Annotated in this window: 22 protein-coding genes; 15 read left to right on the top strand and 7 right to left on the bottom strand. The window is 49.9% G+C overall.

From position 1 onward, the window contains the following. Nucleotides 1-3 precede the first annotated feature (3 nt). Nucleotides 4-1,152: a mandelate racemase/muconate lactonizing enzyme family protein gene (locus EJL91_RS15165; protein WP_125142820.1), complete on the bottom strand. Its 1,149-nt coding sequence runs from the start codon at nucleotides 1,150-1,152 to the stop codon at nucleotides 4-6. A 273-nt stretch (nucleotides 1,153-1,425) separates the two neighbouring features. Here EJL91_RS15165 and EJL91_RS15160 point away from each other — a divergent pair, with 273 nt between their 5' ends. Together EJL91_RS15160 and EJL91_RS15155 are read left to right on the top strand one after the other, a co-directional pair. Further along, nucleotides 1,426-2,322, top strand: a complete 897-nt coding sequence (locus EJL91_RS15160) for a LysR family transcriptional regulator (protein ID WP_125142819.1) — start codon at nucleotides 1,426-1,428, stop codon at nucleotides 2,320-2,322. Nucleotides 2,323-2,496: 174 nt separating this feature from the next. After that, nucleotides 2,497-3,660, top strand: coding sequence for an FprA family A-type flavoprotein (locus EJL91_RS15155; protein ID WP_125143211.1), 1,164 nt, complete (start codon nucleotides 2,497-2,499; stop codon nucleotides 3,658-3,660). 132 nt (nucleotides 3,661-3,792) lie between these two features. Here EJL91_RS15155 and EJL91_RS15150 read toward each other — a convergent pair whose 3' ends face one another. After that, nucleotides 3,793-5,199 carry a Na+/H+ antiporter NhaC family protein gene (locus EJL91_RS15150; RefSeq protein ID WP_125142818.1) on the bottom strand — a complete coding sequence of 469 codons (1,407 nt, stop codon included), beginning with the start codon at nucleotides 5,197-5,199 and terminating at the stop codon, nucleotides 3,793-3,795. A gap of 85 nt (nucleotides 5,200-5,284) precedes the next feature. On the opposite strand from EJL91_RS15150, the gene EJL91_RS15145 reads away from it, so the two are divergent. Both EJL91_RS15145 and EJL91_RS15140 read left to right on the top strand, forming a co-directional pair. Next, nucleotides 5,285-5,644, top strand: a complete 360-nt coding sequence (locus EJL91_RS15145) for a BlaI/MecI/CopY family transcriptional regulator (protein ID WP_125142817.1) — start codon at nucleotides 5,285-5,287, stop codon at nucleotides 5,642-5,644. Then, complete coding sequence (locus tag EJL91_RS15140; RefSeq protein WP_125142816.1) at nucleotides 5,641-7,410, top strand: M56 family metallopeptidase; 1,770 nt, start codon at nucleotides 5,641-5,643, stop codon at nucleotides 7,408-7,410. Before EJL91_RS15145 ends, EJL91_RS15140 begins: the two co-directional genes overlap by 4 nt. 339 nt (nucleotides 7,411-7,749) lie before the next feature. Here EJL91_RS15140 and EJL91_RS15135 read toward each other — a convergent pair whose 3' ends face one another. The 4 genes from EJL91_RS15135 to EJL91_RS15120 form a co-directional block, all read right to left on the bottom strand. Further along, nucleotides 7,750-8,619: an AraC family transcriptional regulator gene (locus EJL91_RS15135; RefSeq protein ID WP_125142815.1), complete on the bottom strand. Its 870-nt coding sequence runs from the start codon at nucleotides 8,617-8,619 to the stop codon at nucleotides 7,750-7,752. Nucleotides 8,620-8,858: 239 nt separating this feature from the next. Beyond that, nucleotides 8,859-11,978, bottom strand: coding sequence for a glycosyltransferase (locus EJL91_RS15130; RefSeq protein WP_125142814.1), 3,120 nt, complete (start codon nucleotides 11,976-11,978; stop codon nucleotides 8,859-8,861). A gap of 42 nt (nucleotides 11,979-12,020) precedes the next feature. Continuing rightward, complete coding sequence (locus tag EJL91_RS15125; RefSeq protein ID WP_125142813.1) at nucleotides 12,021-12,893, bottom strand: class I SAM-dependent methyltransferase; 873 nt, start codon at nucleotides 12,891-12,893, stop codon at nucleotides 12,021-12,023. A gap of 13 nt (nucleotides 12,894-12,906) precedes the next feature. Then, nucleotides 12,907-14,262, bottom strand: coding sequence for an ABC transporter ATP-binding protein (locus tag EJL91_RS15120; protein WP_125142812.1), 1,356 nt, complete (start codon nucleotides 14,260-14,262; stop codon nucleotides 12,907-12,909). A 709-nt stretch (nucleotides 14,263-14,971) separates the two neighbouring features. Between EJL91_RS15120 and EJL91_RS15115 the strand changes: the two genes are divergently transcribed. Beyond that, nucleotides 14,972-15,403 (top strand): zinc-ribbon domain-containing protein, encoded by a 432-nt coding sequence (locus EJL91_RS15115; protein WP_164516857.1) that lies wholly within the window; start codon nucleotides 14,972-14,974, stop codon nucleotides 15,401-15,403. 92 nt (nucleotides 15,404-15,495) lie between these two features. On the opposite strand, the gene EJL91_RS15110 is transcribed toward EJL91_RS15115, so the two are convergent. Next, nucleotides 15,496-17,658 carry a hybrid sensor histidine kinase/response regulator gene (locus tag EJL91_RS15110; protein ID WP_125142810.1) on the bottom strand — a complete coding sequence of 721 codons (2,163 nt, stop codon included), beginning with the start codon at nucleotides 17,656-17,658 and terminating at the stop codon, nucleotides 15,496-15,498. 412 nt (nucleotides 17,659-18,070) lie between these two features. On the opposite strand from EJL91_RS15110, the gene EJL91_RS15105 reads away from it, so the two are divergent. The 10 genes from EJL91_RS15105 to trpA all read left to right on the top strand — a co-directional run bounded on the left by EJL91_RS15105 (nucleotide 18,071) and on the right by trpA (nucleotide 26,436). Next, nucleotides 18,071-18,535 (top strand): methylglyoxal synthase, encoded by a 465-nt coding sequence (locus tag EJL91_RS15105; RefSeq protein WP_125142809.1) that lies wholly within the window; start codon nucleotides 18,071-18,073, stop codon nucleotides 18,533-18,535. Nucleotides 18,536-18,656: 121 nt separating this feature from the next. Then, a complete protein-coding gene (locus EJL91_RS15100; protein WP_125142808.1) occupies nucleotides 18,657-19,001 on the top strand; it encodes a DUF4234 domain-containing protein in 345 nt (114 codons plus the stop codon). Further along, nucleotides 18,994-19,395 carry a DUF2752 domain-containing protein gene (locus tag EJL91_RS15095; protein ID WP_125142807.1) on the top strand — a complete coding sequence of 134 codons (402 nt, stop codon included), beginning with the start codon at nucleotides 18,994-18,996 and terminating at the stop codon, nucleotides 19,393-19,395. Before EJL91_RS15100 ends, EJL91_RS15095 begins: the two co-directional genes overlap by 8 nt. 532 nt (nucleotides 19,396-19,927) lie before the next feature. After that, nucleotides 19,928-21,415 (top strand): anthranilate synthase component I, encoded by a 1,488-nt coding sequence (trpE, locus tag EJL91_RS15090; RefSeq protein ID WP_125142806.1) that lies wholly within the window; start codon nucleotides 19,928-19,930, stop codon nucleotides 21,413-21,415. After that, nucleotides 21,412-21,981: an anthranilate synthase component II gene (locus tag EJL91_RS15085; protein ID WP_125142805.1), complete on the top strand. Its 570-nt coding sequence runs from the start codon at nucleotides 21,412-21,414 to the stop codon at nucleotides 21,979-21,981. The genes trpE and EJL91_RS15085 overlap by 4 nt, the downstream gene beginning before the upstream one ends. A 42-nt stretch (nucleotides 21,982-22,023) precedes the next feature. Further along, nucleotides 22,024-23,034 (top strand): anthranilate phosphoribosyltransferase, encoded by a 1,011-nt coding sequence (gene trpD / locus EJL91_RS15080; RefSeq protein ID WP_125142804.1) that lies wholly within the window; start codon nucleotides 22,024-22,026, stop codon nucleotides 23,032-23,034. Between the two features lie 28 nt (nucleotides 23,035-23,062). Further along, on the top strand, nucleotides 23,063-23,872 hold the full coding sequence (trpC, locus tag EJL91_RS15075; RefSeq protein ID WP_125142803.1) for an indole-3-glycerol phosphate synthase TrpC: 810 nt from the start codon (nucleotides 23,063-23,065) through the stop codon (nucleotides 23,870-23,872). Continuing rightward, a complete protein-coding gene (locus tag EJL91_RS15070; protein ID WP_125142802.1) occupies nucleotides 23,869-24,480 on the top strand; it encodes a phosphoribosylanthranilate isomerase in 612 nt (203 codons plus the stop codon). Before trpC ends, EJL91_RS15070 begins: the two co-directional genes overlap by 4 nt. Further along, on the top strand, nucleotides 24,477-25,661 hold the full coding sequence (gene trpB / locus EJL91_RS15065) for a tryptophan synthase subunit beta (protein ID WP_125142801.1): 1,185 nt from the start codon (nucleotides 24,477-24,479) through the stop codon (nucleotides 25,659-25,661). Before EJL91_RS15070 ends, trpB begins: the two co-directional genes overlap by 4 nt. Continuing rightward, a complete protein-coding gene (gene trpA, locus EJL91_RS15060; RefSeq protein ID WP_125142800.1) occupies nucleotides 25,654-26,436 on the top strand; it encodes a tryptophan synthase subunit alpha in 783 nt (260 codons plus the stop codon). The genes trpB and trpA overlap by 8 nt, the downstream gene beginning before the upstream one ends. Nucleotides 26,437-26,627 lie beyond the last annotated feature (191 nt).

Here is a 26,627-nt window from a genome sequence, read left to right as displayed (position 1 = left end):
ATTTTATTTTAAAATACTGTATTTTTTTACAAGCTCCTCATCAACTTCTATTCCAAATCCCGGCTTCTGCGGAAGCGGAATGCAGCCGTCCTCCTCCACGAAATAATTTTCTTTCAGGATTCCCTGGAATGCCCCCGGCGTCAAGGTCGGCGGATCATACGGATACTCAAGCCATGTGAAGTTGGGAATCGAGGCAACCAGATGCATACTCTGTAAAACACCGGTTCCTGGTATGTATGCATGCGGATTCACCGTTTTTCCGTAGGAATCGGCAATCGCAGCAATCTTTCTGATATAACTGATTCCCGTGCTCATGGTACAGTTGGGCTGCAGTATCTCATAGCATCCCTTGTCCAACATTATTTTGAAGTCCGGAATTCCTATATTGATTTCTCCTCCCGCAATCGGAATGTCCACTTCTTCATTCAGTCTGGCGAGGCCGTCAAAGTTGTATCGCCAGAGCGGTTCTTCCAGCCAGGCACAGCCGAGTTTCTCCATCTCTCTTGCCGTATCCCTTGCCCTCTCGTAACTCCATAGATAGGGATAACCGTTATTGTTGCGCTCACAGGCAGTTCCCTGGTTGGCATCCACCATAATTTCCAGTTTGTCTCCGACCGCCTCCCGAACCGCTTCTACAATCGCAATATCCTCTCTGACGGTCTTATGGGTGAAACGGACCTTGACGGCTTTAAATCCTTCCTCCACAAGGCGTTTTGCATCTTCTTTCCTCTGTTCATTGGAACGGATCTCTCCCCATGCCGCATAGACCGGCACTCTGTCCCTGCAGGCTCCAAAGAGCTTATAAACCGGCAGTCCTGCAGCCTTTCCGATGATATCCCAGCAGGCGTTTTCAATCACCCACGGCCTGGTGGCCACCCTGGCTACGTTGCGGAGCTTGAACATGATTTTTTCAATATCGAACGGCGAGTCACCGACTACCATTTCTTTGGCATAATCCATCGTACCGCATACCAGTTTCAGAATGCCGTGGGGCGCCTCCATGCAGGCATATCCGGTAATCCCCTCATCCGTGTGAACACGAACCACAAAAATCACCTGACCGCTCTCCGTTTTTCCCGGATACCATGTTGGATGGAATTCCACGGGAAAAGGTACGTTGACGCAGTCATAGGTAATGTCCGTTATCTTCATCTCTTCCTCCTGTCATTGTAATTGTTTCGCTGTCACTGTTATGTTATTACTGTTTCTTATCGTTTTTTCTTTCTTTTTTATATCTAACCCGGGTTTTAATTGTTTATTATATATTTTTATCTTTATTTACAGTTTCTTTACTTGACTTCATTTTAGCAGAAACATATTTGCATGAAAAACAGTATTTTCTTTACACAGTTACAACTTTCTGTTGTATAATATAGAGAAATCGCGGGATGACAAAGCAACCGTTTGACAGAAAGGAATGGCGTCATGAATATAAGACAGTTAGAATACTTTGTGAAAGTTTATGAATGCGGCAGTTTCTTTAAGGCGGCGGAATCTCTTTTCATCTCCCAACAGGCCCTTAGCCGGGCGCTGGCTACCCTGGAGCAGGAGCTGAATGCCCAGCTTTTTTACAGAAACCACAAGGGCGTCACCCCCACCACCCTCGGACGAGAACTGTATATCTCCTGTCAGGCGGCGCTCAGGGAGATGCAGGTGCTGGAAAAGCATATGAATGAATTTATCCGCCAGAATTACGGCTATCTGAAGATTGGTCTGGGCGCCGGATGCCGGTATTTCATTTCTAAAACCATGTGGAAGGATTTCTTCAAGGATTATCCCCATGTCTCTTATGACGTTGAAGAATATACCTACAAGCACAGTATTGAACTTTTAGATAATAAGGAGCTGGATATTCTGATTATCTCGGACTATACGCCCGGAAAAGAGTATTATCAAAATGAACTTAAGACACAGGACCGCGTTCTCCTGCTGCCGAAGGAGCACCCTGCCTTTGAGAATGAATACATAAAGCTGGAAGATTTGCGTGACGAATCGTTCGTGCTTTCCATCAACGATTTGGCTTACCACAGCTTTCTGGAGTTCTGCACTGAGCATGACTGCCTTCCTAAAGAAGTCCTGCGGGTCAGCGACACCCTGTATATGTATGAAACCTGCAGCCGGGACCGCTGTGCCGGAATCACGATCAAAGGATATTTTACGGATGTCTTTCTTCCAAAATTTCCGGATCTCGATATTATTCCGTTTAAGCGTAACCTTTTTCCCTATACCATCACCCTGATGGCGAGAAAAAATCACCCGAATCTGGCGCTGATTATGTCGCTTGCCTCCTATTTGAAAGAATATTTGAGTGATAAATCATAAAAAAGTTCCGCAGCATACCCCCTGTGAACAGCAGCCTGTTTTCTCTTCATGATAAAATTTTAACGTTATAAGTCTTGCATTTCCGGCTCAAATATACTACACTTCTTTTGAATCGTAATAATACGGAACTTATAAAAAATTATCAGGTTAAAGTCAGCAAGGAGGATGCAAATGATGAACGCAATTCAGGTTAAAGAAGGCATATACTGGGTGGGGGCGCTGGACTGGCACCTGCGCAATTTTCACGGATACACGACGAACCGGGGCGCAACCTACAATGCCTATTTGATAATTGACGAGAAGGTTGCATTGATCGATGCGGTAAAGGCGCCGTTTTCCAAAGAACTGCTGGAGCGGATCAGCAGTATCATCGACCCTTGTAAAATTGATTACATAATCTCAAACCATGTGGAGATGGATCATTCCGGCGCTCTTCCTGCCATGGCAAAGGCCTGCCCGAACGCCACAATCGTCACCAGCGCTCCCAGCGGAGTGAAGGGACTGACTGCCCATTACGGACAGCTCAATTACATGCCTGTGAAGAGCGGCAGCACCCTAAGCCTCGGAAAACGCTCCCTCTCCTTTGTTGCTACCCCAATGCTCCACTGGCCGGACAATATGGTCACCTGGTGTCCGGAAGAAAAACTGCTTTTCTCCAACGACGCATTCGGACAGCATTACTGCACCAACACCCGCTTTGACGATGATTCCGACTTCTGCGAGACCATGCAGGAGGCAAAGAAATACTATGCCAATATTATTATGTGCTACGGGAAACAGGCCGCCGGGGCCTGGAAAACCGTCAAGGAACTGGCTCCCGAAATGATCGCCCCGAGCCATGGCGTCATCTGGAGAAGCCATGTGGACGATATTCTGAATGCCTATGAAAAATGGAGTACCCACGAACCGGAGACCGGCGCACTTGTGGTCTTCGACAGCATGTGGCATTCCACGGAAACTATGGCACAGACGATTGCCGAGGCATTTACCGATCAGGGTGTTCCTGTGAAGCTTTGCGATTTAAAGCAGTCCCACCTCTCGGACATCATCGTAAATCTCCTGGACTGCAAGTATGTGGCCGTCGGTTCACCGACCCTCAACAACAATATGCTTCCGACCGTGGCTGCTTTCCTCTGCTACATGAAAGGCCTCTCCCCAAAGAACCGCAGGGCATTCTCCTTCGGCTCCTACGGCTGGGGCGGACAGGCTAACGCACAGATTGATGAAGAACTCAAAAAATGCGGGTTTGACATCTGCCTTGATACGCTGAAGATTCAGTATATTCCTTCAGAGGAACAGTTAAAAGAAATCGGTGAGAAAATAAAAAGCCTGAATTAAGCGGGACAGTATCCTTTTACATAAAGCACGTTGTCCTAAACCATTGTTAAATCTAAAAAACGCCGCCGGCCAGTGAAACTTATGCTGTTTCACTGGCCGGCGGCGTTTTACGGTTGGACGGCGAAAATCTGCTTATAACGCCTGTTTACGCTGCTCCATCTCTTCCGCCGTTCTCAGACGCACATCCGGTTCACTCGGAATCTTAAAGCCCGGGAAGAACCGGTCCAGGCTGGTAATGGTTAGAATCAGCATGGATGCAACGGATATCATACTCAGATAGTTTGCGGAAATTATTTTCATTGGGGTAAATGCATAGAGCGGATAAACCGCAGTCGCAAGGCCCGTAAAGAAAATCATGTAGCCGTGCCACGGTATAAGCTGTGAACCTATTGTTCCGAAGGCATCGGAGTAGGTGGAGTTGCGCAGGCGCAGTATGTACATCTGTTCCGGCGTTGCCTCGACCGCATTGTCCGTCATATTTTTAATAATCGGCCCCATCGTTACAATCTGTCCCGTACAGTCGCCCAGCACCGCATTGCAGAGTAAGGAAAGCAGGGCATTACACATCATGAGCTGACGTACGCTGTGGGCAATTTTTAAAACTCCCCTGATAATTGGATCAAATGCATTCATTCCTCCCATGATTCCGCCGAATGCCGCGGTCCATAAAGTCATGCTGACCGACCAGGAACCGGCGTCTGAAAAACCGGTATAAACGAGATCGGCAAAGGATGACAGAGTGAGCGTATTGGCAAACAGGCCGCATACAAGGGCCAGGCCGATACCGGAACCGAGGCAGATGACCGTGCCGATGCCTTTAACGGCCATAACGATAACGGCCACAAGGGGAAGCAGCAGGTAAAGAGGCACTCCGCTGCGCACCTGCTCCAGCAGAGTAACCGCGGAGGGACGCTCCACCATCAGTGTCTCCCATACTTCCTTTGGGATTGCATCAATTGCTTCGTTTGCGTTACCTACCGCGCCGCCCAGCCCCATGGCCTGGGAAACAATAAAGAATACCACAACGCCGGCCACCAGACAGGAGATGGACCATGCGCCCTGATGGCGCACACGGTCGGTTACTTCAACCTCATGCACACCGGAAGAAAGCACAGTTGTATCCGAGATCAGGCCGATATTATCGCCAAAACAGCAGCCTCCCGCGATTGCGGCAACCGTCAGAAGAGGGGAACCGCCTACAATATGGGATAACCACAGGAATACCGGCACACAGGCCGCAAACGTTCCCCAGGAAGTTCCCGTTGCAATCGAAAGCAGGGAGGTGACGATCAGGGATGCGCTTGCAACCGTGACGCCGGTCAGTCCGACCTTCATCGCAACAATAATAATGGATGCCCCAACGCCGCTGGCCATAAACACTTCGGCCATGGCAAAGGAAATCATAAGGATAAAAAGAATATCAATCAGATTCTTTGCATTTTCAATCGCAGATTTATAAATTTGCTTATAAGACTGTTTATCCAGAACAAATGCCAGAATCCCCGCCAGTACCGTTACAGAAGCGTCCCCGCATCTCAACTAAACTTCCCCCTTGACTTATCCAGTTTATTGCAGTAAACTAAGCCTATAATAGTTTGTCGTAATAAACTGAGGAGGCCGGAATATGACGGATTTGAAACTGTACGATGCAGAATTTAAGTTTATGAACATTGTGTGGGAGGTGGAGCCTATTAACTCCAGAGAGCTTTCCGTTATCTGCGGGGAACGTCTGGGGTGGAAACGGCCGACTACCTACACGGTGATCCGTAAACTCTCCGAACGCGGTTTTATCAAAAATGAGAATGCCACGGTGACAGCTCTTGTGAAAAGGGAACAGGTGCAGAAATACGAGGCCGAGATGCTGCTTGACAAGGCATTTGGCGGCTCCCTTCCCTCTTTTATCGCGGCGTTCCTGAAAGATAAATCCCTGAACGATGAGGAGACCGGCGTTCTTTTAAAAATGATAGAGGAGGCGAAAGAATGAATCATCTTCTGATTACCGTACTCAACATGAGTATTACGGCCGGAATTGCTGCTATCGCCGTCATGCTGGTTCGGATTCTTCTGAAAAATGCACCGAAACTGTTTTCTTATTCCCTGTGGGCCGTCGTATTTCTGCGCCTCATCTGTCCCTTCAGTTTTGAGAGCTCGGCTAGTTTCATGCCGGTCAACCGTGAATTGATACAGCCGGCGGCGGTCACAGAGGGGAATCCACAGATTAACAGCGGACATACGGCCATTGACGCTACGGTAAACCGGCTGCTCGGACATACCGCGCCTGAATCCGGGGATGTACCCAATGCACCTGAAGCAGACAGAGCCATTTCACCGGTGCAGGCTGTTCTTTCGGGAGCCGCATATGTCTGGCTCTTTGGCGCTGCCGTGATTCTGGTTTATTCGGCAGCCGCCTATATCCGCCTGAAACGCAGGATCTACGATGCAACTCTTATATATGACGATATCTTTGAAACGGATAAGGTATCCACCGCCTTTGTGCTTGGCTTAATCCGCCCCAGAATCTATGTCCCTTCAGAGCTGGATCCGAAGCAGTTGGACTGTGTCCTGGCGCATGAGCGGGTGCATATAAGGCGGCGGGATTACGTATTTAAGTTTCTTGCCTTTCTGGCGCTCACCGTTCACTGGTTTAATCCTCTCGTATGGGTCAGTTACCGGCTTATGTCAGAGGATATGGAAATGTCATGTGACGAGGCCGTCCTGCGCACGGCGGACAGCGATATCCGCCGGATTTACTCCACGTCACTCGTCAGCCTGTATGCCCGCAAGCCGGGACTTTTAAGTCCTCTTGCCTTTGGAGGCGGCAGTATCCGCTATATGAAAAAGAGGATAAAGAACGTGTTGAATTTTAAAAAGACATCCCGTATGGCTGCCGCAGCCTATACCCTGGCGGCAGCGCTGTTTACCGCAGGCTTTGTCACAAACCCGGCCAGCGCCGCACTGACATTAGAAAAACCGAAACCTGGTGAAGATGTGAAACAGACATCTTATAACCACAAGAGCCGCACGGACAGTCTGATAGAAAATTTCAGGCAGTATGCCTCCTACGGCGTGACCTATGATCCGGAGCAGGACGCTGTTTACTATAATAGCCGGAGGGTAAAGCTTTTCGTATCATTCCAGGATCATGGAAATGAAAAGAACTCCTATTCCTTTGATTTATGCTACCACGATCGCGGCACCGACAGCACACTGTATCTCGAAGCTATCCGGGATCAGAACGGCAATGTTACAGGGATAAAGGAGCTGGATAAAAAAATTGCAGATGAACTGCTGGACAATATGGAGGACATCACCCCTGAATGGGACAAAAAAGAATGGGAGAAAGAAGATACGAATTACCCCGGACGCCCCGATGACGGAATTCCCTATATTACAATGGACGGCACGCAGATACTTGATACTGCCGGGATCAGGGGAAGCGATGTAAGCAAGGACAGTGTTGACAAAAATGTCAAAGACTGGATGCAGCAGTGTGATAAAACCCAGGGCGCCTATCTGATGAAGGTTCCATCGTCGCACGGTAACACCATCTATATTTATTATAACAAAGGAGGACGTTATCCCTGGAACATGGAAACGGATGACGGGAACAGCCGGAAAATCACCGTCAATATGTACAGCAAAAGCGATCTGGTAACAGAGGACGGCTATTTTCTGATGCGCCTCACTACTACGGAGGGCGATCCGGAAATCAGTCTGTATCTGGATGGGATTGAATTAGAATTCCGTTAGGATACTGCCGGGAGGAACGGGACTGAATTCAGGAAAACAGCGGAGAAGAAATAGAATGATTGAGATCTTGTTGCATAGATTCGGATAAATTTAAAAATGAGAATGTCTTTTTTAGATAGATAGCTTTATTTTTTATTGATAATTTCATTGTTTTATAAGTAAAAAGCCCCGCTGACAATTTGATTTTCAGCGGGGCTTTTTATTTATAAAACCATCCTCAATGACTTCCGGTTAGCGTACGCGTTTTGTTGACGGGAACGAAACTGGGTTCCGTTGGAACCTGGCGGTCGAAGGGACTCATTCCACCTTTGTATCATCACATCTGTATAACAGCCGATTTTATTTAACCGCCAGCATTTCAATATATCCCCTGCTGCCGATCGGTTCCAGCTGGATTCTGGGATTTTCTTCATCCCACACATATCCGGTCACAGAGAGATTATATCTTCTGATTGCCTCCTTGACCTCATCGATGGCCACGCAGTAGTCTTCCTCTGCAAACGGTTCGCCCTGGAACATCATATACTTTGCCGCGGGCAGATCAAGCACCTCAAACCCCTCCGGAACGATACCGTCATAGTCATAAGACACTTCCACTCCCTGCACATACTCCGAGGTTCCCGGTTTTATGAACCGATGCGGCAGCCACATGCAGACAGGCTCTCCGCTGATTGATTTGATACTCTGGAGCAGCCCCCAGACATCACAGCCAACCTCCTCACAGTATGCAAAATAATCATTTGCCTTGACGCCCCTCTTAATGATGACCTTACGGGCCGGTTTCTCAATTACCTGGATGAATACGTTTTTTAAGTTTTCCATATCCGTTCTCCTTTCAATATTCCTGAACTTCACACCATATGGAGTAAAGAGATACAAAGGAACCGGATTTAATGCATATTCCCGCGGATTGCAGCCGAACTCCCGCAGAAATGCCCTCTGGTATCCATCCACGCTGCCAAATCCCATCTCAAAAGCCACATCTGCAATACGGCACATATCGTCCCTCAGCTTCAGCGCCGACCTCGACAGACGCATCCTGCGGATGTAATCGGCCGGTGTGATTCCAACCTGCTGTGTAAACAGACGGTAGGAATACCATGGCGAAAACAGGGAAACACGGGATAACTCCGCCAGTGTGATATTTTCCGTCAGATGCTCCCCGATATAATCCTGCATTCTCTGGACCGCTTCAATCTGTTCCTGCATGTCTCTCACCTCCTTACCTGTGCATTATAGGATAAACAGAAAAATATGGCTCGACTATCTTTGCCGCTTTTCATTCCGCCTCTTCGGCGCTTTTCTCCCAACCTCTGTTCGCGGCGGAAAAAGAGCTTAGAAAACCTTTTACCGTTAAATTAAGAAAACAGATACCACATCTTCCCCGGTATCTGTTTTCCGTCTGTCTTCCGTAAAAGCCAGTTATTCATTCCTGTTCACGATAACAGCTATTCTTCAAAATCTTCCCGAACCACTTCCCACGCCGCATCCACGCTGAAATGATCCTTAATATACTCTTGTGTCCCCGCACAGAGTTCACAAAGCCGCTTCTCATCGCCGTATAAATCCGTCACCGCCTTCGCAAAATCCTCCGGTTTGTCTTCCACAAGCAGCACGTCCTCCACGCCCGGAATACCCTCACTGCCCACGGAAGTAGTCACAATAGGGGCGCCGTTATAAATGGCCTCGACCACCTTGCCCTTCACGCCCGCGCCGTACCGGAGCGGCACAACGACGATCCGGCAGTTCCGGTAAAGCTCTGACAGCTCTTCCTCGGAGACAAATCCCTTGACGATGATCCCGCTGCCCGGCTGTTCCAGCGCCTTTATCTCCTCGGTCACCCGGGAACCGACAACGTAGAAATTCACGTCCAGTTTTTCCCTTATCAACGGGAAAACCTCTTTTGCAAACCACAGCACCGCATCCGCATTCGGCGGGTGGGCAAATCCTCCGACAAACAGAAGTCCTTCCCTCTTTGCAAAGTCCATATTCAGGTTTTCCAGGAAGGTATCGTACACATAAGCCGTAATCGCCTTTACATTAATTGTCTCATCCACGTCGTGGATAGCCTCTTCCTCCACAACCGACGGGTAATAGGAGACAGCCGCCTTGTGCATCAGCGCGAACTCGATGGATTTCCAGTATTCAGAATCCCTCTTTTTCTGTACATCGCCGGTCAGTTCATATTCCCTGAATTCTCTCAGGAAATGGAGATCGTGGCCATAATAAATAATCTTGATATCGGTATGTTCCGCAATATAGTCCACATATTTTGCAGCGATATGGGGGCGGTTCAGATAAGCGACGTTTATCTCTTTCCCGTTCTTATCCAGCCAGTCCCAGATACCGGTCAGATATTCCTGCCCGTAAAGGACCTCGATGCCCATCTGCTGTAAAACCGTTGTATAAGGTTCCTCATGGAGGTAATTATCTCCCACGAACTTCACCACATATCCCTTTTTCAGAAACATCTTCAAATACTGGAAGGTAGTTTTGGAACCGGCATCCTTGTCAAACGTCGGAACATAATGATCCACCACCAGGATGACGGGTTTTCCCATACTTCTCTCCCGTGCGCGGAATGGATTCGGGTTACCGGTATTGACACACTGGTTTTTAAACTCCTCTTTCCACTTTTCCTTAAGTTTCTCACTGTTTTCCACCTGATACCGTTTCAGGCCCCCGCCGTTTACATCCGTTCCGTTGCTGACTCCCTCAAAATGGATTACCTTGGAGAGCGGCTGATAAACCACTCTGTATCCGGCTTTTCTGACCTCAAAGGCCAGATCCGAATCTTCACAGTAGGCCGGCGCATAGCGCTCGTCAAATCCGCCAATCTGTTTCCACAAGTCATTGGAGAGAAGGATGGCGGCGCCCGAAATATAATCCACATCTTTCACATAGTTATATTCTGCCTTATCGGGATTGTCCAGACGGCCGTAATTCCAACCTGAACCGTCGCTCCATATAATTCCTCCGGCTTCCTGAAGACGGCCGTCGGGATAAACCAGCTTGGATCCGACCATTCCGATGGAAGGATCCGACTGAATCAGATTTACCAGAGAACTGAGCCAGCCCTCCGTCACCTGTGTATCATTATTTAAAAACATCACATAACGGCCCCTTGCCGATTTGGCCGCATTGTTGCAGTTCTTTAGGAATCCCTGGTTGGTTTCATTCCTGCAGACCGTGATGTTGGAGACAAACTCTCCCAGATGCTCCGTGGCATCGTTTGAAACGTCGTCGGCTATCAGAATCTCATAGCTCACATCCTTCGTATGTTCCAGAATGGAAGCCAGACAGAGATAGGTATGGTGAATCTGGTTGTACACCGGAATAACAATCGATACCTCCGGGTTTTCCTCCACAGGAAAATTAAGTTTCCCATACTGAAGGTACTCCTCACCGATTTCAAAATCTCCCTTAATTCTGTTCTTCCCTTCCTCTGACGTATACATTCCAATGTATCGGACCGGATGAAGCAGCGTATTTTTCCAGTATCCCAGAATCTTGCGTTTTCTGGTTCCCTTCGGATAAGCTCTGTTAAAGGCCTGTCCTATTTTTCTTCTGATTTTGAAGATGACTGCCTCGTGGCGGTTTAAATAGGTCAAGGTTTTCCCCATCTCTCCGATCTCACGGCGCAGATCGGCAATAATCACTTCCAGGTTTGCCACATGGTTATTCGTCAGGCGCTGAACCTCCTGCACTTTTTTAAGCGCAGTGTCCTTCTCGGAAATCTCCGCCCTGAGCTGGTTTAACCGTTCTCTGGCGCGTTCCAGTTCCCCGTCCACCTGCTTAAGCTCGGTGAGCGTCTTCGTCTTCACCATAAAGTCTTCCTGGTATATCCTCTGGTTCTCCCCATGGACGTACTCCTGGAAGCTGCGCTCCATCTTTTCATAAAGGGGAAGCTGCTTCTCCTCAATGCCGAATTCTTTTAAAAATGAAGCCTGATCTTTAAATTTCTCACCAATTATGCTCTGATACTGTCTGTAAAAATAGTGGAGCGTCCTGTACTGAACGAAACCGGCCGGGACAGGAAACAGAAATACCCACTCGTAGTCGAGGGCATAGACCCCTTCCTCCGTCACCAGCATATTTTCAAACAGGGCGTCAATGTTGGAGGCGGCATAGGCCGGTCCCTTCTCTTCCACATCCACCGGTTCGCCCGCCGATGAAAATACCTCTTTAAATTCCGGCGTCACATGGAAATCCGAGATGAATTCCGGCTTGATGTCATAGATAAGCTCCATTCCTCTCCTCACGGCGGCGACGATATCGCCCGAGGCCAGTTCTTCGCCCAGAATCTCCGCCATCGTTCTGCCCTGCAGATAATCAAAACGGGCGGTCCTTCCGTCTTCGGACACCTCCGGCTTTACCAGCTTCATGCTCTCATTCTGGCTGGTCAGAAGATTATATTTTTCATCAAACGAGCGGATATGCGGAATTCCCTCCTCACAGAGGGCGGTCTTCTCAACAAAGCGCGTTCCGTTCTCTTCCAGAATCTGTGTCTTGATCTGGAATTTCTCCTGCCTCGTCCTGTTGTATTTAACAAACCTTAACTCTGACACGGTGTCTATTCTCCTTTTTTATTGTTATGGGCGCGCGGAATGTTACCTGTGAACAGTAACCTGCCCGCTCCCCTCGGTCCATATCACGAGAAAAGAATTCGCGAAATTCTCAAACTGGCCGTCCTCACAGACGGCGTCGTATGCGGCTCCCACATCCATCAGCAGATATTCCGGATAATCATAGAGTGCCAGCATTCCGGTCAAATCGCCCTTTTTCGGCAGATACTGTTCGGAATAGATGGAAGACGGAAGGCGGTAATCCGGCATTGGATAATAGAATCTTCCTCCCTCCAGACAGTTCTCCAGTTTCCGCTTCGTCACGCTCACTGCGTCCCTCTGCGCACCGGCAAAATACTTGAGGCCAAACTGGTTACAGGCCGCAAGTATCAGCGTCCCGCCCGGCGCCAGAAGCTGTCTGGCCGCCCGAAGCTGCCCGTCGATCGGATCTTTCTCTCCCGCCCGGCTTTCCGCGTGCAGAGAACCTATTAACGTCACATAGGCAAATCTGCCATGGTTCTCAGGGTTTCCGGCATAAGACTCCAGACTGCCGCATTCCAGTCTGAGCCCTGGAGTTCCCTGATATCTGGTTTTTACCACGGAAAGACTCTCCTCCGACTCATCGAGTACCGTCACATTCCCCGTTCTCTTTAAAAACAGTCCGGTCAGCGCACCGAAATCAGCTCCCACCTGAAGGAGCGGTCCGCCCTCTTTAAAATCATACCATTCCAGGAGGTTTTCCCGAAGCGGAGCCAGCGCATAGAGGTAATCCAGACGTTTATTTTCCTTTAGAGCCCTCCTTATATCTAAGCCCGTATCCGTCGTGTATTTATCTATCAGACTCAGGATTTCACCGTTCAGGCTCTTTTTCGATTTCCTATTTTTTGCTGCATTCGCACTATTATTCAAATTCTCCATCTTACGGGTCTCCTTACACATCGGCGTCCACAAGCACCGCTTCCACTTCCGGCTCCATATCGTAGACTCCAACCGTATTCTTATTGGAAATCACGGTGATGTTCACCACGTCGTAAAGCCGGTGGTACACTACGTGCTCCCCATTTTCAAAACCGGTGCAGCTCATGGACAGCAGGTACTCCCCGCCCTGAAGCGTCATCTTCTGCGTAAATGCCACCTCGTAAACATCGCCTTTTTTGACCGGCTTTATATCGGTTCCTTCAAACAGGGTATTGGTGCCGGTCAGGTCGTTACCCTTCTTGTCCTTGATCGTATAGGTAAAAATAGGAGCCTGTATGGCATCGTTAAACCGGATCTTCTCCTTGATTGTAAATGATTCCCCCTTCAAAAGGAGGTTTGTGATATTGCCTCTCTGGTCGATCAGGCCCATATCAAATATTTCCGCCCTTCCGTCCCCATATTCCTCGCGGTTTAAATTGACCGTCAGTTTGTTCCGCATCAGAGAAGGACCCGATGCCTTGTCTGCGGAAGCCGGATCTTCTCCCGGTTCCCCGCCTCCCATCTCGGCCAGCACAACCTTTTCTCCGGAAAAATCACTCATCTGTGCAAGCTCCTCCCGCAGCGCCTCCATCTGGCCCGCCAGGATTTTCTTGTACATATCCACCATCTTGCCCGCGGAACCCTCGGCGATAAATTCACCTCTGTTTAACAGGATTACCTTATCACAGTATTTGATAATACTGCCCATATCATGGGTAACCATGACGATTGTCGTCCCGTTTTTCCTGATCTCGTCCATCCTCCGGTAACACTTGGACTGGAAGAAAACATCGCCGACCGACAGGGCCTCGTCCACAATCAGAATCTCCGGCTCCACATTGATCGCCAGTGCAAAAGCCAGCCGCACGAACATACCGCTGGAATACGTCTTTACCGGCTGGTAAACGAAGTCTCCGATGTCGGCAAATTCCAGGATATCCTGAAGCTTGGCCTCCATCTCTTTTCTGGAAAAACCCATCATCGTTCCGTTCATATAGATGTTCTCAATTCCGGTATAATCCATGTTAAAACCGGCTCCCAGTTCCAGAAGGGCCGATATCGTGCCATCCACCTTCACCTGGCCCGACGTCGGCGTCAGGACTCCGGTTATAATTTTTAATATCGTGGATTTACCAGAACCGTTTGTTCCGATAATTCCGATTGTCTGTCCCTTTTCCACGGAAAAAGAAATGTTGCTGAGGGCATAGAAATCCTTATGATACTCCTTATGGCCGATATTCAGGGATTCCTTCAAACGGTCAATGGGTTTTTCATACAGCCGGTAGATTTTCGTTACATCTTTTATTTCAATTGCGTATTCTGCAGCCATTGTTTCCTCCAAAAAAAGCGTATAATCGTTTGTATTATAACATATTCTTCCCTTTTTTCATACTGTCAAAAAGCTTAAGGAAAATTTAGTTGAGGGGGGAGGACGCCTCTGTAAGACGGCGGACGGGGGAGTGAGGTGGGTGGATGAGTCTTCAGTCCCGGTTTTTAGGTTGTCGTGAGGGGGAATCCGGAGAAAAAAATTCCTGCGGGGACACGCTCCCGCTTGTGAAGCGCACAGCGGATGCTAAGCTCGTGAGAGACCTCGCTAAGCACCGGCGGGCTTCAAGGTCTCCCTTCGGAAAATTTTTCTCCTCCATCCCCGGGCAGGTTGTCGGCGGGACTGAAGACTCAGGGAAGGTGTTGCCCCGTCCGCCGGCTTCAGGGGCTGATTGTCTCTTCCGTCAAGTGGGGAGGGTATTGTCGCGGCCGCCATGTAGCCGTAATTTTGCTGAAAAGTTGGGGGGTTTTATACAGAAACGTTTCAGTTTGAACAGATGATAGAACCGGAACAGATTTCTGGAAATTTTTGTCTTATTTTAAAATGTCCTGTCATATCGGCTTGAAAGGTTGTACAATTATAGGTATGATGCATAATATGTATATACAGTTTGCAATTTATGAATCTATAGTGATCGTGTCTGCTAACATGCAGAGTACGAACAATGCCATTTACTGCAAATTGCATGAATCAGGAAAAAGGGGGAGTAATTATGTTTTGTAAAAGATGTGGGGCACAACTGCCCGAAGGCGCAGGCACGTGTCCGCAATGCGGCCAGCAGATGGTCATCCCGGAAAATCCTTCCGTACCGGCAGATCAGCCAACCGTCTGCGAAGAGAGGCACAATGAGTTTGTTGCGGCATCGGCCGCCCGGAAATTAAGCGTATGGTGCTGGTTGGCGATTGCCTCATTGGCATGCGGCTGTTTTACACTCTACAAGGGAATTGATAAAATGATGCGTTACAGCGATGGGGAACGTTACCCCTACGAACCTGTGAACGCTTATGTAGGCGGGGATGCCTATAATTACATTATCAACGGCAACTATGCTACCGCGTTTTTTGTTTTAACGGCAATGTTCGTCCTAGCGGCTGTAGGCCTTCTGATTGTGCACTATTTGGCAGAAGCAAAGGAAAATAAATAAATGTTTTGCAGCAGATGTGGAACCATATTACAATCTAAAAGCCGCTGCTGCCTTCCTCATTTTCCGAGGAAAGCGGCAGCGGCTTTTTATGGTCAATCCAGCGCCTCTTTCATCACATGCATCATCCGATCCGCGTCAATCGGCTTTGCTATATGGGCGTTCATTCCGCTCTCTTTGGCCCGATTAACGTCCTCACTGAATGCATTTGCCGTCATTGCCACGATCGGCACCGTCAGGCTGTCCGGACGCCCGGATGCCCGAATCTCCCGGCAGGCGTCGTAGCCGTTCATCACCGGCATCAGAATATCCATCAGAATTATATCGAAAAATCCCGGTTCCATCTTCAGGTACAGCTCCACCGCCTCACGGCCGTTGACGGCTTTCATGCTTTTCATTCCGGCCATGGATAAAAACGTTTCCGCTATTTCTGCGTTCAGTTCATTGTCCTCCACCAGCAGACATTGTTTTCCAGAGAGGCAGTTCATGATTTCCTCCGACTTGAATACGGAGCCGGTGCCCTCCTCTTTTTCACGGAGCACCGCCGTCCGGGAGGTCAGGGGCAGCACAAGTTCCACGCGGAATACGGAACCTTTGCCGGGACTGCTCTCCAATCCGATATTTCCCCCCATCAATTCCACCAGGTTCTTTGTGATAGCCATCCCCAGCCCGGTTCCCTTATAGCTGGAACGGCCGGAATCATTTTCCTGGGTAAACGGTTCGAAAATATGTTTCTGGAACTCTTCCGACATTCCCACGCCTGTATCGGATATCACGAACCGGTACCGCCCTTTTCCCTCCCTGTCACAGGGCAGCTCTGCGGCTTCCACCGTGATTCTGCCGCCATCGGGAGTGCATTTCACCGCATTGCTCAGAATATTCATGATAATCTGGCTGATACGGACCGGATCCCCCAGAACGGTGTCATGGGTGATATTTTCACAATGGACCGTCAGGGAGAGCCTCTTTTCCTCCGCCTTTTTTTCTATCAGCATCCGGTTGGACTCAATCAGCTCCGTCAGGGAAACCGCCTGGCTTGCCAGCTCGATCTTCTGGGCCTCAATCTTCGACATATCAAGGACATCGTTAATAATTCCCAAAAGCAGCCTGGAAGACACATCGATTTTCGTCAGGCAGTCCGCCACACATTTCCCGTCGTCAATATTTTCCTGGGCAATTCTGGCCATTCCGGTGATGGCATTCATCGGCGTCCTGATATCGTGGGACACGTTGGAAAGAAAGCTGCTCTTAGCCCGGTTTGCTGCCTCGGCGGCGTCGCGGGCGGAGACAAGCTCCATATACTGGGCCTTGTCGAGCCTGTAGGTGTACAGATTGAAATAAATAAGCGTCAGGGCCACCAGCACCAGGCTCAGACCGCACTGCAGCAGCACTTCGTCCAGTTTTCCTCTGACCGACGCCTCTATCACCTCCGACGGCACCATAAAGAGCTGATAGCCGTCCATACTTTCAAACGGCAGCACACTGAGACAGTATTCTCTATGATCATCCCTCACCCAAGTTGTGGTGCCGTGTCCCTGTATGGCGGACTCCGTCATTTTCGACAGCTTGTTTTTATCGGAAAACTTCAAACCAGAAAAGTATTCTTCCACCGTACCGTAATTCTTTTCATCCGTCTCTTTTCCGGCGACATGCATAAATGTGTTACCATATCCGTCTGCGAGGACAACCGTCGCGTCCCCGTCATAGAGTTCCTTATTCAGGCTGTCATATAACGCTGTATTGCTATAGGCCATTGCCAGCGCAGCCACCCTGAAACCGGCCACCTCATACGGTTCCACCGGAATACTCACGAAAACGGCATCCTCCGAATCATTAAAAAGCCCTACCCGGAATAGTTCTTTCCGATTTTCTAAGAGGAGCTTCAGATCGGCGGTCTTTTGGATTTTTTCCCTCTTCCCGCCCTTTCCCGTTGCATATCCTTCACCGTCGATCAGGTAAATTCCAAACAGGTTGTTGTCGGCGGCGCTTCTTCCCAAATAAACAGAAAGTTCCTCCGTGCTCATCTGGTTAAACATCCTGAGGGTCTCACTGACATTACGCAGCATACTCCTGTTATCCGCAAACCGCATATCATACACCATGCAGTTCTGCTGCGCCACTCTCCTCAGGTTGCTGGCGCTCATGTTTCTTGTTATATTTTTATACGCATAGAAAAGAAGAAATCCCGATACAAGAATACAGGCTACCGATATGATTGTTCTCAGGGCTGCTCTTCTGCCAATGCCCGGTTTATCCACTAGTAACTCCCCTTTTTATATTATCTGATTGTTCCTGCAGGTATCATGTCCGCTACGCGCACATTATACCATATTCACTTCGTGAATACGTGTCTCCGACGGAACTTAGCGCCCGTATTTCTCCGGTGAACTCAGAAAACGGTATGCGCAGTATCATGTCCGCTACGCGCACATTATACCATACCTTTACCCGCAGAAAAAGAAAATTTTACATTAAAATGTTAAAATAGGATTGTAATGTCAGAAATCTTTCCCGCTGCTCCTCACATAACAATTACAACAAGGTGCGGATACAGAAAATACGATGAATTATTCCGTATAATTTCTCTTTTCTTGACATTTCTTCCATTTTATGCAAGAATCAGGTTACTGCCATGCTGTTACACAATCAGTGAAAAGGAGAGTGATTTATATGGATTTTTTAACAATGACTATCGGAAAACAGAAAAATATAGCTTTAATCGCACATGACAATAAAAAGAAGGATCTTATCAACTGGTGCGAGGAGAATAAGGAAATTCTGAAAAAACATTTCCTGTGCGGGACAGGCACTACCGCCAGGATGATCACGGACTATACCGCCCTGCCGGTGAAGGGTTATAACAGCGGCCCTCTCGGAGGCGATCAGCAGATTGGCGCCAAGATTGTTGAGGGACAGATAGATTTTATCATCTTCTTCTCCGATCCTCTGACAGCCCAGCCTCACGACCCGGATGTCAAGGCGCTGCTCAGAATTGCGCAGGTTTATGATATTCCCATCGCCAATAATAAGGCCACCGCGGATTTCATGATTACATCCAGCCTGATGGATCAGGAATATGAGCATGACATCATCAATTTCCACCAGAATATCAAGCAGAGGGCGGAAACACTGTAGGTTCCTGTTGATCGGCCGTCCCCGCTGTGGTAGAATCAAAACTGCCCAGGGCGTACAGATGGCGGAAATGAATTTTCAAATGCGCTCTGGACAGGACACTACACAAAGGAGGAAACGGACTATGAAACAGCGCAATATTGCGGTATGTATTTTACTGCTGTTTGTAACGTGCGGCATCTATGGAATTTACTGGATGATTGTACTGAATGACGAGACAAATGCCCTTTCCGGCAGAATGGGGACGAGCGGAGGAATGGTTTTTCTGTTTTCCCTGCTGACCTGCGGAATTTATGCCTTCTACTGGATGTACCAGATGGGGAATGCCGTTGAGATGATTCACGACCAGCACGGCGAACCAAGGGGAAGCGCGCCTGTGATTTATCTGCTTCTCAGCCTGTTCGGACTGAGCATCGTGGCTTATGCTCTTTTGCAGAACGAGCTGAATAAATATCTTCCAAATGCATAAGCGTTTGCGGAAACTGTGCATCAGAATTGGCTGGCTCCTCGGAGCCGGCCTGTTTTATATCTTCTTATGCACTCTGGCGGGACGCCCCCTGATCCCCTGCCTGTTCCATGAAGTCACAGGGTTTTACTGTCCCGGCTGCGGTGTAAGCCGCATGTGCCTCGCCCTCTTCCGTCTGGACTTTAAAGCGGCATTCCGGGCTAATCCGGTTATACTCCTGCTGCTTCCCGCAGGCCTTGTGATCGCTCTGCAGATGGCGGTCCGGTATGTGAAAATAGGAAAACATCTTCCGACCCGCGCCCAGACCATCGTTATCTATTTTATGATTGGTATTCTTCTGCTCTTCGGACTGCTCCGCAATCTGCCCGGATCCGCCTGTTTTTTCCCCGCTCCGTAAAAGGAGGATAGCGTTACTGTTCACTGCACAATGCGGTGTGGACAGTAACAGGATAAAATCGAACAGTTAAGAGGTTAAAAAAAGTAATTGACAAATCATTTCAAACATAGTATATTGTACAAAAATAATTCACTAATTTATTAGCTTAAACCAATGAAGCGGAGATCAAAGTAATTATGCGCGCACAGAGAGTCCGGGATGCTGAGAACCGGATCGAACTGCAGATTGCCAAATGGACCGCCGAGGGCACAGTCAAAGGCTTTATACCGCCGAGTACTCTGTGACGTGGGGCATACGTCAGTTGCCGGAGATATGTCAGTATCTCGCAAAGCGCATGGAGAGATCCATGAATCAAGGTGGCACCGCGGAATTATATCCGTCCTTGACAGAAACTATTATTCTGTCATGGGCGGATTTTTTATTTTCTTAAAGGTACATCCTGCCAGTAAAAATCTCCCGACAGAGCCGGTTACAATGAGACAATACACCAAAATGATACAGAACACCAGGTAAATGAGACAGGAGGTTTTATATGTACCCAACACTGGAAGACTTAAAAAAAATCGCTGAGAGCGGCTCCTACCGCCGCATCCCCGTCGCCCGCGAAGTTTATTCCGACCGGTTCACTCCGGTGGAAGTAATGAGAACGCTGAGAGCGGCAAGCCGCCACTGCTATCTTCTGGAAAGCGCTGAGGACAATCAGAAATGGGGCCGCTATTCCTTTCTTGGCTACTCCCCCAGTCTGGAACTGACCTGCAAAAACGGAGTTCTCCGGGTTCGGCGCGGGGAGGAGGACGAACTGACCGAGGAAACCACCACCGGCACCATCCATCCGGGCGAAGCCATCCGCCGCATCCTGGACGATTACAAAAGCCCGAAATTAGAAAATATGCCGCCATTTACCGGCGGTCTTGTGGGTTATTTTTCCTACGATTACATCAAGTATGCCGAACCGTCCCTGAATACAAGCGGACTCAAAAATGACGATTTCTGCGATGTGGATTTGATGCTTTTCGACCGGGTTATCGTCTTCGACCACTATAAACAAAAGCTAATCCTGATTGCAGGCGTCGATCCCTCGGATCCGGACCGCTCCTATCAGGATGCTTCCGAAAAATTGGATGAGATAGAAAAGCTGCTGGGCAGTGAAGCCAAGGCAGTTTTCAAGCCTCTGAAGCTGAAAGAGGAACTGACCCCCGCCTTTTCCAAAAAGGAATACTGCAGGATGGTGGAAAAAGCCAGGCATTACATCCACGAAGGCGATATCTTCCAGGTGGTTCTCTCCGACCCGCTTACCGCGGCGGCGGAAGGCAGTCTCTTTGACACCTACCGGGTGCTGCGCACCACAAATCCATCACCGTATATGTTCTATTTTTCCAGTGATGACGTGGAAATCGCAGGCGCCTCTCCGGAAACGCTGGCAAAGCTGGAAAATGAAACTCTCTTTAACTTCCCGCTGGCCGGAACGCGCCCCCGCGGCCGGGATGCCGTGGAGGATCAGGCTCTCGAACGTGAACTTCTGTCCGATACAAAAGAACTGGCGGAACACAACATGCTCGTGGATCTGGGAAGAAATGACCTCGGCAGGGTCTGCAGCCTCGGCACGGTAAATGTTTTAAAATACTGTACCATTGAGAGGTTCTCCCATGTCATGCACATCGGTTCCACCGTATCGGGAACCATCCGGAAGGATCGAGACGCCGTGGACGCCATCGACTCTATTTTACCGGCAGGCACCTTATCCGGAGCCCCGAAACTGCGGGCCTGTGAGATTATCGGTGAACTGGAAGGCAGAAAGAGGGGGATTTACGGAGGCGCCATCGGTTATCTGGACTTTACGGGCAATATGGACACCTGTATTGCCATCCGCCTGGCTTATAAAAAGAACGGACGCGTATGTGTCCAGTCGGGAGCCGGAATTGTGGCGGACAGCGTCCCGGAACGTGAATTTGAAGAGTGCTGCAACAAAGCAAAAGCCGTAGTAAATGCACTGAAAGCGGCGGAAGGAGGTCTCTTATGATATTGCTGATAGATAATTACGACAGTTTTGTCTATAACCTGTACCAGTTGATTGGCAGCATCACCCCCGATATAAAGGTGGTAAGAAACGATGCCTGCACCCTGGAGGAAATAGAGGCCATGGCCCCCCAAGCAATTGTCATTTCACCCGGTCCGGGACGCCCCGAGGATGCCGGTATTATCCTGAACGTGATTGAACATTTCACCGGGAAAATTCCGATTCTGGGCGTCTGCCTCGGCCATCAGGCCATCTGCAGCGCACTGGGAGGCGTTGTCACCTATGCAAAGGAACTGATGCACGGGAAAACATCGATGATAGACACAGAACCGGACAGCGTCCTGTTCCGGGGAATTAATCCGCCGGTCCAGGTTGCCAGATATCACTCCCTGGCTGCAGCGGAAAAGTATCTTCCCGACTGCCTGCGCATCACGGCCCGCACCGCAGACGGCGAAATCATGGCCGTAGAACACAGGAAATATCCCGTATATGGCGTCCAGTTCCATCCGGAATCCATCATGACCCCACAGGGTAAAAAGATGATAGAGAACTTCCTTTCCAGTCTTTAACCGGGGGATTTTTAAATACATAATTTTCAGGAGGTAAAAACTATGATCCGCGAAGCAATTATCAAACTTTCCACAAAAGAGAACCTGACCTACGAGGAAGCAGAGCAGGTTATGAATGAAATAATGGAAGGTCAGGCCAGCCAGGTACAGATGGCCGCTTACCTGACCGCCCTCTCCATCAAAGGAGAAAATATCGACGAAATCACCGCATCGGCCGCAGGTATGCGCGCCCACTGCATCAAACTGCTCCACGACATGGATGTCCTTGAAATCGTCGGGACGGGAGGGGACGGAGCCAACTCCTTTAACATCTCCACCACCTCCGCCCTGGTCATCGCGGCCGGCGGCGTGCCAGTGGCAAAGCACGGCAACAGGGCCGCATCGTCTAAATCCGGCGCAGCGGACGTTCTGGAAGCGCTGGGCGTCAAAATCGACATTACGCCGGAGCAGAGCGCAGAACTTTTGAAGAAAATCGGAATCTGTTTCCTGTTTGCCCAGAACTACCACATCGCCATGAAATATGTGGCTCCCATCCGCAAGGAACTGAGCATCCGCACCGTATTTAATATCCTCGGCCCCCTCTCTAACCCGGCCGGAGCCAACATGGAACTGATGGGCGTTTACGAGCAGGCGCTGGTGGAGCCGCTGGCACAGGTAATGGCGAAACTGGGCGTCTCAAGAGGAATGGTCGTATACGGACAGGATAAACTCGACGAGATTTCCATGAGTTCCGCAACCTCTGTCTGCGAAATCCGCGACGGCTGGTTCCAGTCCTACGAGATTACCCCCGAACAGTTCGGCTACACCCGCTGCGGCAAGGAAGATCTGGCCGGCGGCACCCCGGAGGAAAACGCGGCAATCACCAGAGCCATCTTAAGCGGTGAGGAAAGAGGCCCCAAACGCTGTGCCGTCTGCCTGAACGCCGGCGCCGCCCTCTATGTGACGGGAAGGACGGAAACACTCGAAGACGGAGTGCGGCTGGCCGAACGTCTGATTGACAACGGAGACGCGCTTAAGAAACTGGAAGAATTTATACGTGAAAGCAACCGCTGAGGAACAACCGTATCCGGGAGAGAAATAAATGAATGAAAATATTCTTGCTGCCATAGCAGAAAAGACAAAAGAACGAATCAAGGAGGAGCGGAAACGCCTTCCCCTGTTCGATATAAGAAGTAAAGCCGAAACCATGGCCGCATTCGGCTTCGCCAAAACAGACCGGCCCACCTTCCGTCAGGCCCTGGCCGCACCGGGTATGTCCTTTATCTGTGAAGTCAAGAAAGCTTCCCCCTCCAAGGGAGTGATTGCAGAGAACTTTCCTTATTTAGACATTGCAAAGGAATATGAAACTGCAGGCGCGTCAGCCATTTCCTGTCTGACCGAACCCTTTTATTTTCAGGGAAGTGACGCGTATTTGAGTCAGATATCCGGCTCCGTAAGTATTCCCGTTTTAAAAAAAGATTTCACCGTGGACGAATACATGATTTACCAGGCCAGAATTTGCGGCGCGTCAGCCATCCTGCTGATATGCGCCATCCTGGATGATGATCAGCTTAAAAGCTATATGGAACTTGCCTCCTCCCTCCGGCTCGATGTGCTGACCGAAGCGCACGACGAGAAGGAAGTCATGAGGGCCGTCCATGCCGGAGCCTCTATCATCGGAGTTAATAACCGGGATTTGAAAACATTTCAGGTGGATCTGGACAACAGCATCCGCCTCCGCTCCCTCGTTCCCCCGGAAATCCTTTTTGTCTCCGAGAGCGGCATCCGGACGGCGGCAGATATTCAAAAACTGCATGAGAACGGCACCGATGCTGTATTGATAGGTGAAACGCTGATGCGCTCTCCCGATAAAAAAGCAATGCTAAATGAGCTGAAAGGAGTTTCCGGGTGACAAAAGTAAAGATTTGCGGCCTGTCCCGCCCCATTGACATCGACTGGGTAAATGAGGCGCAGCCGGACTACTGCGGTTTTATCATCAACGTAGCGAAAAGCAGAAGAAACATCACCCCCGCAGCTCTTCGAAGACTCCGTTCCCGGCTCAGTAAATCCATTGTCCCGGTTGGCGTCTTTGTAGATGAACCGCAGGACACCATCATAAGCCTTGTCCGCGACCATACACTGGGAGCCGTCCAGCTTCACGGCTCCGAGGATGAAACTTACATCTCAAACCTGAAAAAAGAAATAGATGTACCGGTCATCAAGGCATTCAGAGCTGCCTCACCGGAATCGCTCCGGCAGGCCGAAAAAAGCAGCGCCGATTTAGTCCTTTTAGATAACGGCGGCGGAGGCACAGGAATCACCTTTGACTGGACACTTCTGAAAAACATCGAAAGACCTTACTTTCTCGCAGGAGGGCTTGGCCCGCACAACCTGGAGGAGGCAGTAAACATGATCCGTCCCTGGGGCGTTGATATGAGCAGCGGCGTGGAGACGGACGGTATAAAAGACAAAGAAAAAATTCTGGCGGCAGTTGCCGCAGTAAGGAGAATAAAACTATGACAAACGGAAGATTTGGCATTCACGGCGGCCAGTATATGCCGGAAACCCTGATGAATGCGGTGATCGAATTAGAAGAAGCCTATAACCGCTATAAAGACGATCCCCAGTTTAACCGGGAATTGACCGACCTCCTCAATGATTATGCAGGCAGGCCGTCGCGTCTCTACTACGCAAGGAGGATGACGGAGGATTTGGGCGGAGCCAAAATCTACCTGAAAAGGGAGGATTTAAACCACACCGGCGCCCACAAGATTAACAACGTGCTGGGCCAGGTTCTTCTGGCGAAAAAGATGGGCAAAACAAGAGTGATCGCAGAAACGGGAGCCGGACAGCACGGAGTTGCCACCGCCACTGCGGCCGCTCTGATGGATTTAGAATGCGAAGTTTACATGGGAAAAGAGGACACGGAGCGCCAAGCGCTGAATGTCTACCGGATGCGTCTCCTGGGCGCCAAGGTCCATGCCGTGACAAGCGGGACCGGAACTCTCAAGGATGCGGTGTCGGAAACCATGCGCGAATGGACCAGCCGGATCGAAGATACCCATTACGTCCTCGGTTCCTGCATGGGACCACACCCCTTCCCCACCATCGTCCGCGATTTCCAGGCAGTCATTTCAAAGGAAATCAAGGAACAGATCATGGAACTGGAGGGAAAACTGCCCGACGCCGTTATGGCCTGTGTCGGGGGAGGCTCCAATGCGATCGGTACATTTTTCAATTTTATCGGTGACGAGAGCGTCCGTCTCATCGGCTGCGAGGCCGCGGGGCGCGGTGTAAATACCGCCGAAACGGCCGCCACCATAGCCACGGGCAGACTCGGCATCTTCCACGGCATGAAGTCTTATTTCTGTCAGGACGAATACGGCCAGATCGCACCGGTCTATTCTATTTCCGCCGGCCTGGACTATCCGGGCATCGGACCGGAGCATGCTTATCTCCACGATCTCGGACGCGCCGAATATGTGCCCGTCACCGATGACGAGGCCGTCGATGCATTTGAATACCTGTCACGGCTGGAGGGAATCATCCCGGCCATTGAGAGCGCCCACGCGGTCGCCCATGCCAGGAAAATTGCCCCGTCCATGGGCAAAGACCAGATTATTGTCATCACACTTTCAGGCCGCGGCGATAAGGACTGCGCCGCAATCGCACGATACAGAGGGGAGGATCTCCATGAATAAAATTACCATAAAGGATGCATTTGCAGCCGGAAAAGCATTTATCCCATTTATCACCTGCGGCGATCCGTCGCTCGACATCACCGAACAGTTAGTTTACGCAATGGAAGAAGCCGGAGCCGATTTAATCGAGCTGGGTATCCCGTTCTCCGATCCGACAGCCGAGGGGCCCGTCATCCAGAACGCTAACGAACGCGCCCTGGCCGGAGGCGTCACCACGGATAAAATATTTGAGATGGTATCACGCATCCGTAAAAAGACTTCTATTCCCCTGTTATTCATGACCTATGCCAACGTGGTGTTTTCCTACGGAACGGAGCGTTTCGTGCGCACTGCCTCGGAAATCGGCATGAACGGCCTCATCCTCCCGGACGTTCCATTTGAGGAAAAAGAAGAATTTGATACGATTTGCAAAAAATACGGGATGGAGCTGGTTTCCCTGATCGCCCCCACCTCCCATGCCCGAATCGCCAGAATTGCCGCAGAAGCCAGCGGTTTCGTCTACTGCGTCTCCTCCCTAGGCGTAACCGGAGTCCGCACCAGTATCACCACGGATGTCGGGGCAATGGTGAAGCTCGTAAAACAGGCAAAAGATATCCCCTGCGCCATCGGGTTCGGAATCTCCACACCGGAGCAGGCAAAAAACATGGCTGCCAAGGCGGACGGCGTGATTGTGGGAAGCGCGATTGTGAAGCTCTGTAAACAGTATGGGGCGGAGTGTGTTCCGTATGTGAAAGAGTATGTGATGGAAATGAAGGAGGCCATAAGGGGGATTTAGTTGAAAAATGAGGACGCCGCCGTCAGGCCGGGGACCGGGGACCGGGGTGGGGTGGGGGATCGATGAGTCTTTCGTCCCGGGCGCCAGGTTGTCGCGGGCGGGGAATCCGGGCAGAAAAAGTTCCTGCGGGAAACGCTTGCGCTCGTTGGAGTACATAATGGTACTAACCTCGAAAAGACCTCGGTAAGTAC

Origin of the sequence: Clostridium transplantifaecale, assembly GCF_900626075.1 — a bacterium.
GTDB lineage: Bacteria > Bacillota > Clostridia > Lachnospirales > Lachnospiraceae > Otoolea > Otoolea transplantifaecalis.
This window is presented reverse-complemented; position numbering and strand designations above follow the sequence as displayed.

Coding starts and splice junctions, on each gene's coding strand:
- trpB (WP_125142801.1), top strand. CDS start 24,477: ATGACAAACGGAAGATTTGGCATTCACGGCGGCCAGTATATGCCGGAA.
- EJL91_RS15145 (WP_125142817.1), top strand. CDS start 5,285: ATGACGGATTTGAAACTGTACGATGCAGAATTTAAGTTTATGAACATT.
- trpE (WP_125142806.1), top strand. CDS start 19,928: ATGTACCCAACACTGGAAGACTTAAAAAAAATCGCTGAGAGCGGCTCC.
- EJL91_RS15155 (WP_125143211.1), top strand. CDS start 2,497: ATGAACGCAATTCAGGTTAAAGAAGGCATATACTGGGTGGGGGCGCTG.
- trpD (WP_125142804.1), top strand. CDS start 22,024: ATGATCCGCGAAGCAATTATCAAACTTTCCACAAAAGAGAACCTGACC.
- trpC (WP_125142803.1), top strand. CDS start 23,063: ATGAATGAAAATATTCTTGCTGCCATAGCAGAAAAGACAAAAGAACGA.
- EJL91_RS15125 (WP_125142813.1), bottom strand. CDS start 12,893: ATGGAGAATTTGAATAATAGTGCGAATGCAGCAAAAAATAGGAAATCG.
- EJL91_RS15115 (WP_164516857.1), top strand. CDS start 14,972: ATGTTTTGTAAAAGATGTGGGGCACAACTGCCCGAAGGCGCAGGCACG.
- EJL91_RS15160 (WP_125142819.1), top strand. CDS start 1,426: ATGAATATAAGACAGTTAGAATACTTTGTGAAAGTTTATGAATGCGGC.
- EJL91_RS15140 (WP_125142816.1), top strand. CDS start 5,641: ATGAATCATCTTCTGATTACCGTACTCAACATGAGTATTACGGCCGGA.
- trpA (WP_125142800.1), top strand. CDS start 25,654: ATGAATAAAATTACCATAAAGGATGCATTTGCAGCCGGAAAAGCATTT.
- EJL91_RS15095 (WP_125142807.1), top strand. CDS start 18,994: ATGCATAAGCGTTTGCGGAAACTGTGCATCAGAATTGGCTGGCTCCTC.
- EJL91_RS15120 (WP_125142812.1), bottom strand. CDS start 14,262: ATGGCTGCAGAATACGCAATTGAAATAAAAGATGTAACGAAAATCTAC.
- EJL91_RS15105 (WP_125142809.1), top strand. CDS start 18,071: ATGGATTTTTTAACAATGACTATCGGAAAACAGAAAAATATAGCTTTA.
- EJL91_RS15165 (WP_125142820.1), bottom strand. CDS start 1,152: ATGAAGATAACGGACATTACCTATGACTGCGTCAACGTACCTTTTCCC.
- EJL91_RS15135 (WP_125142815.1), bottom strand. CDS start 8,619: ATGCAGGAACAGATTGAAGCGGTCCAGAGAATGCAGGATTATATCGGG.
- EJL91_RS15100 (WP_125142808.1), top strand. CDS start 18,657: ATGAAACAGCGCAATATTGCGGTATGTATTTTACTGCTGTTTGTAACG.
- EJL91_RS15085 (WP_125142805.1), top strand. CDS start 21,412: ATGATATTGCTGATAGATAATTACGACAGTTTTGTCTATAACCTGTAC.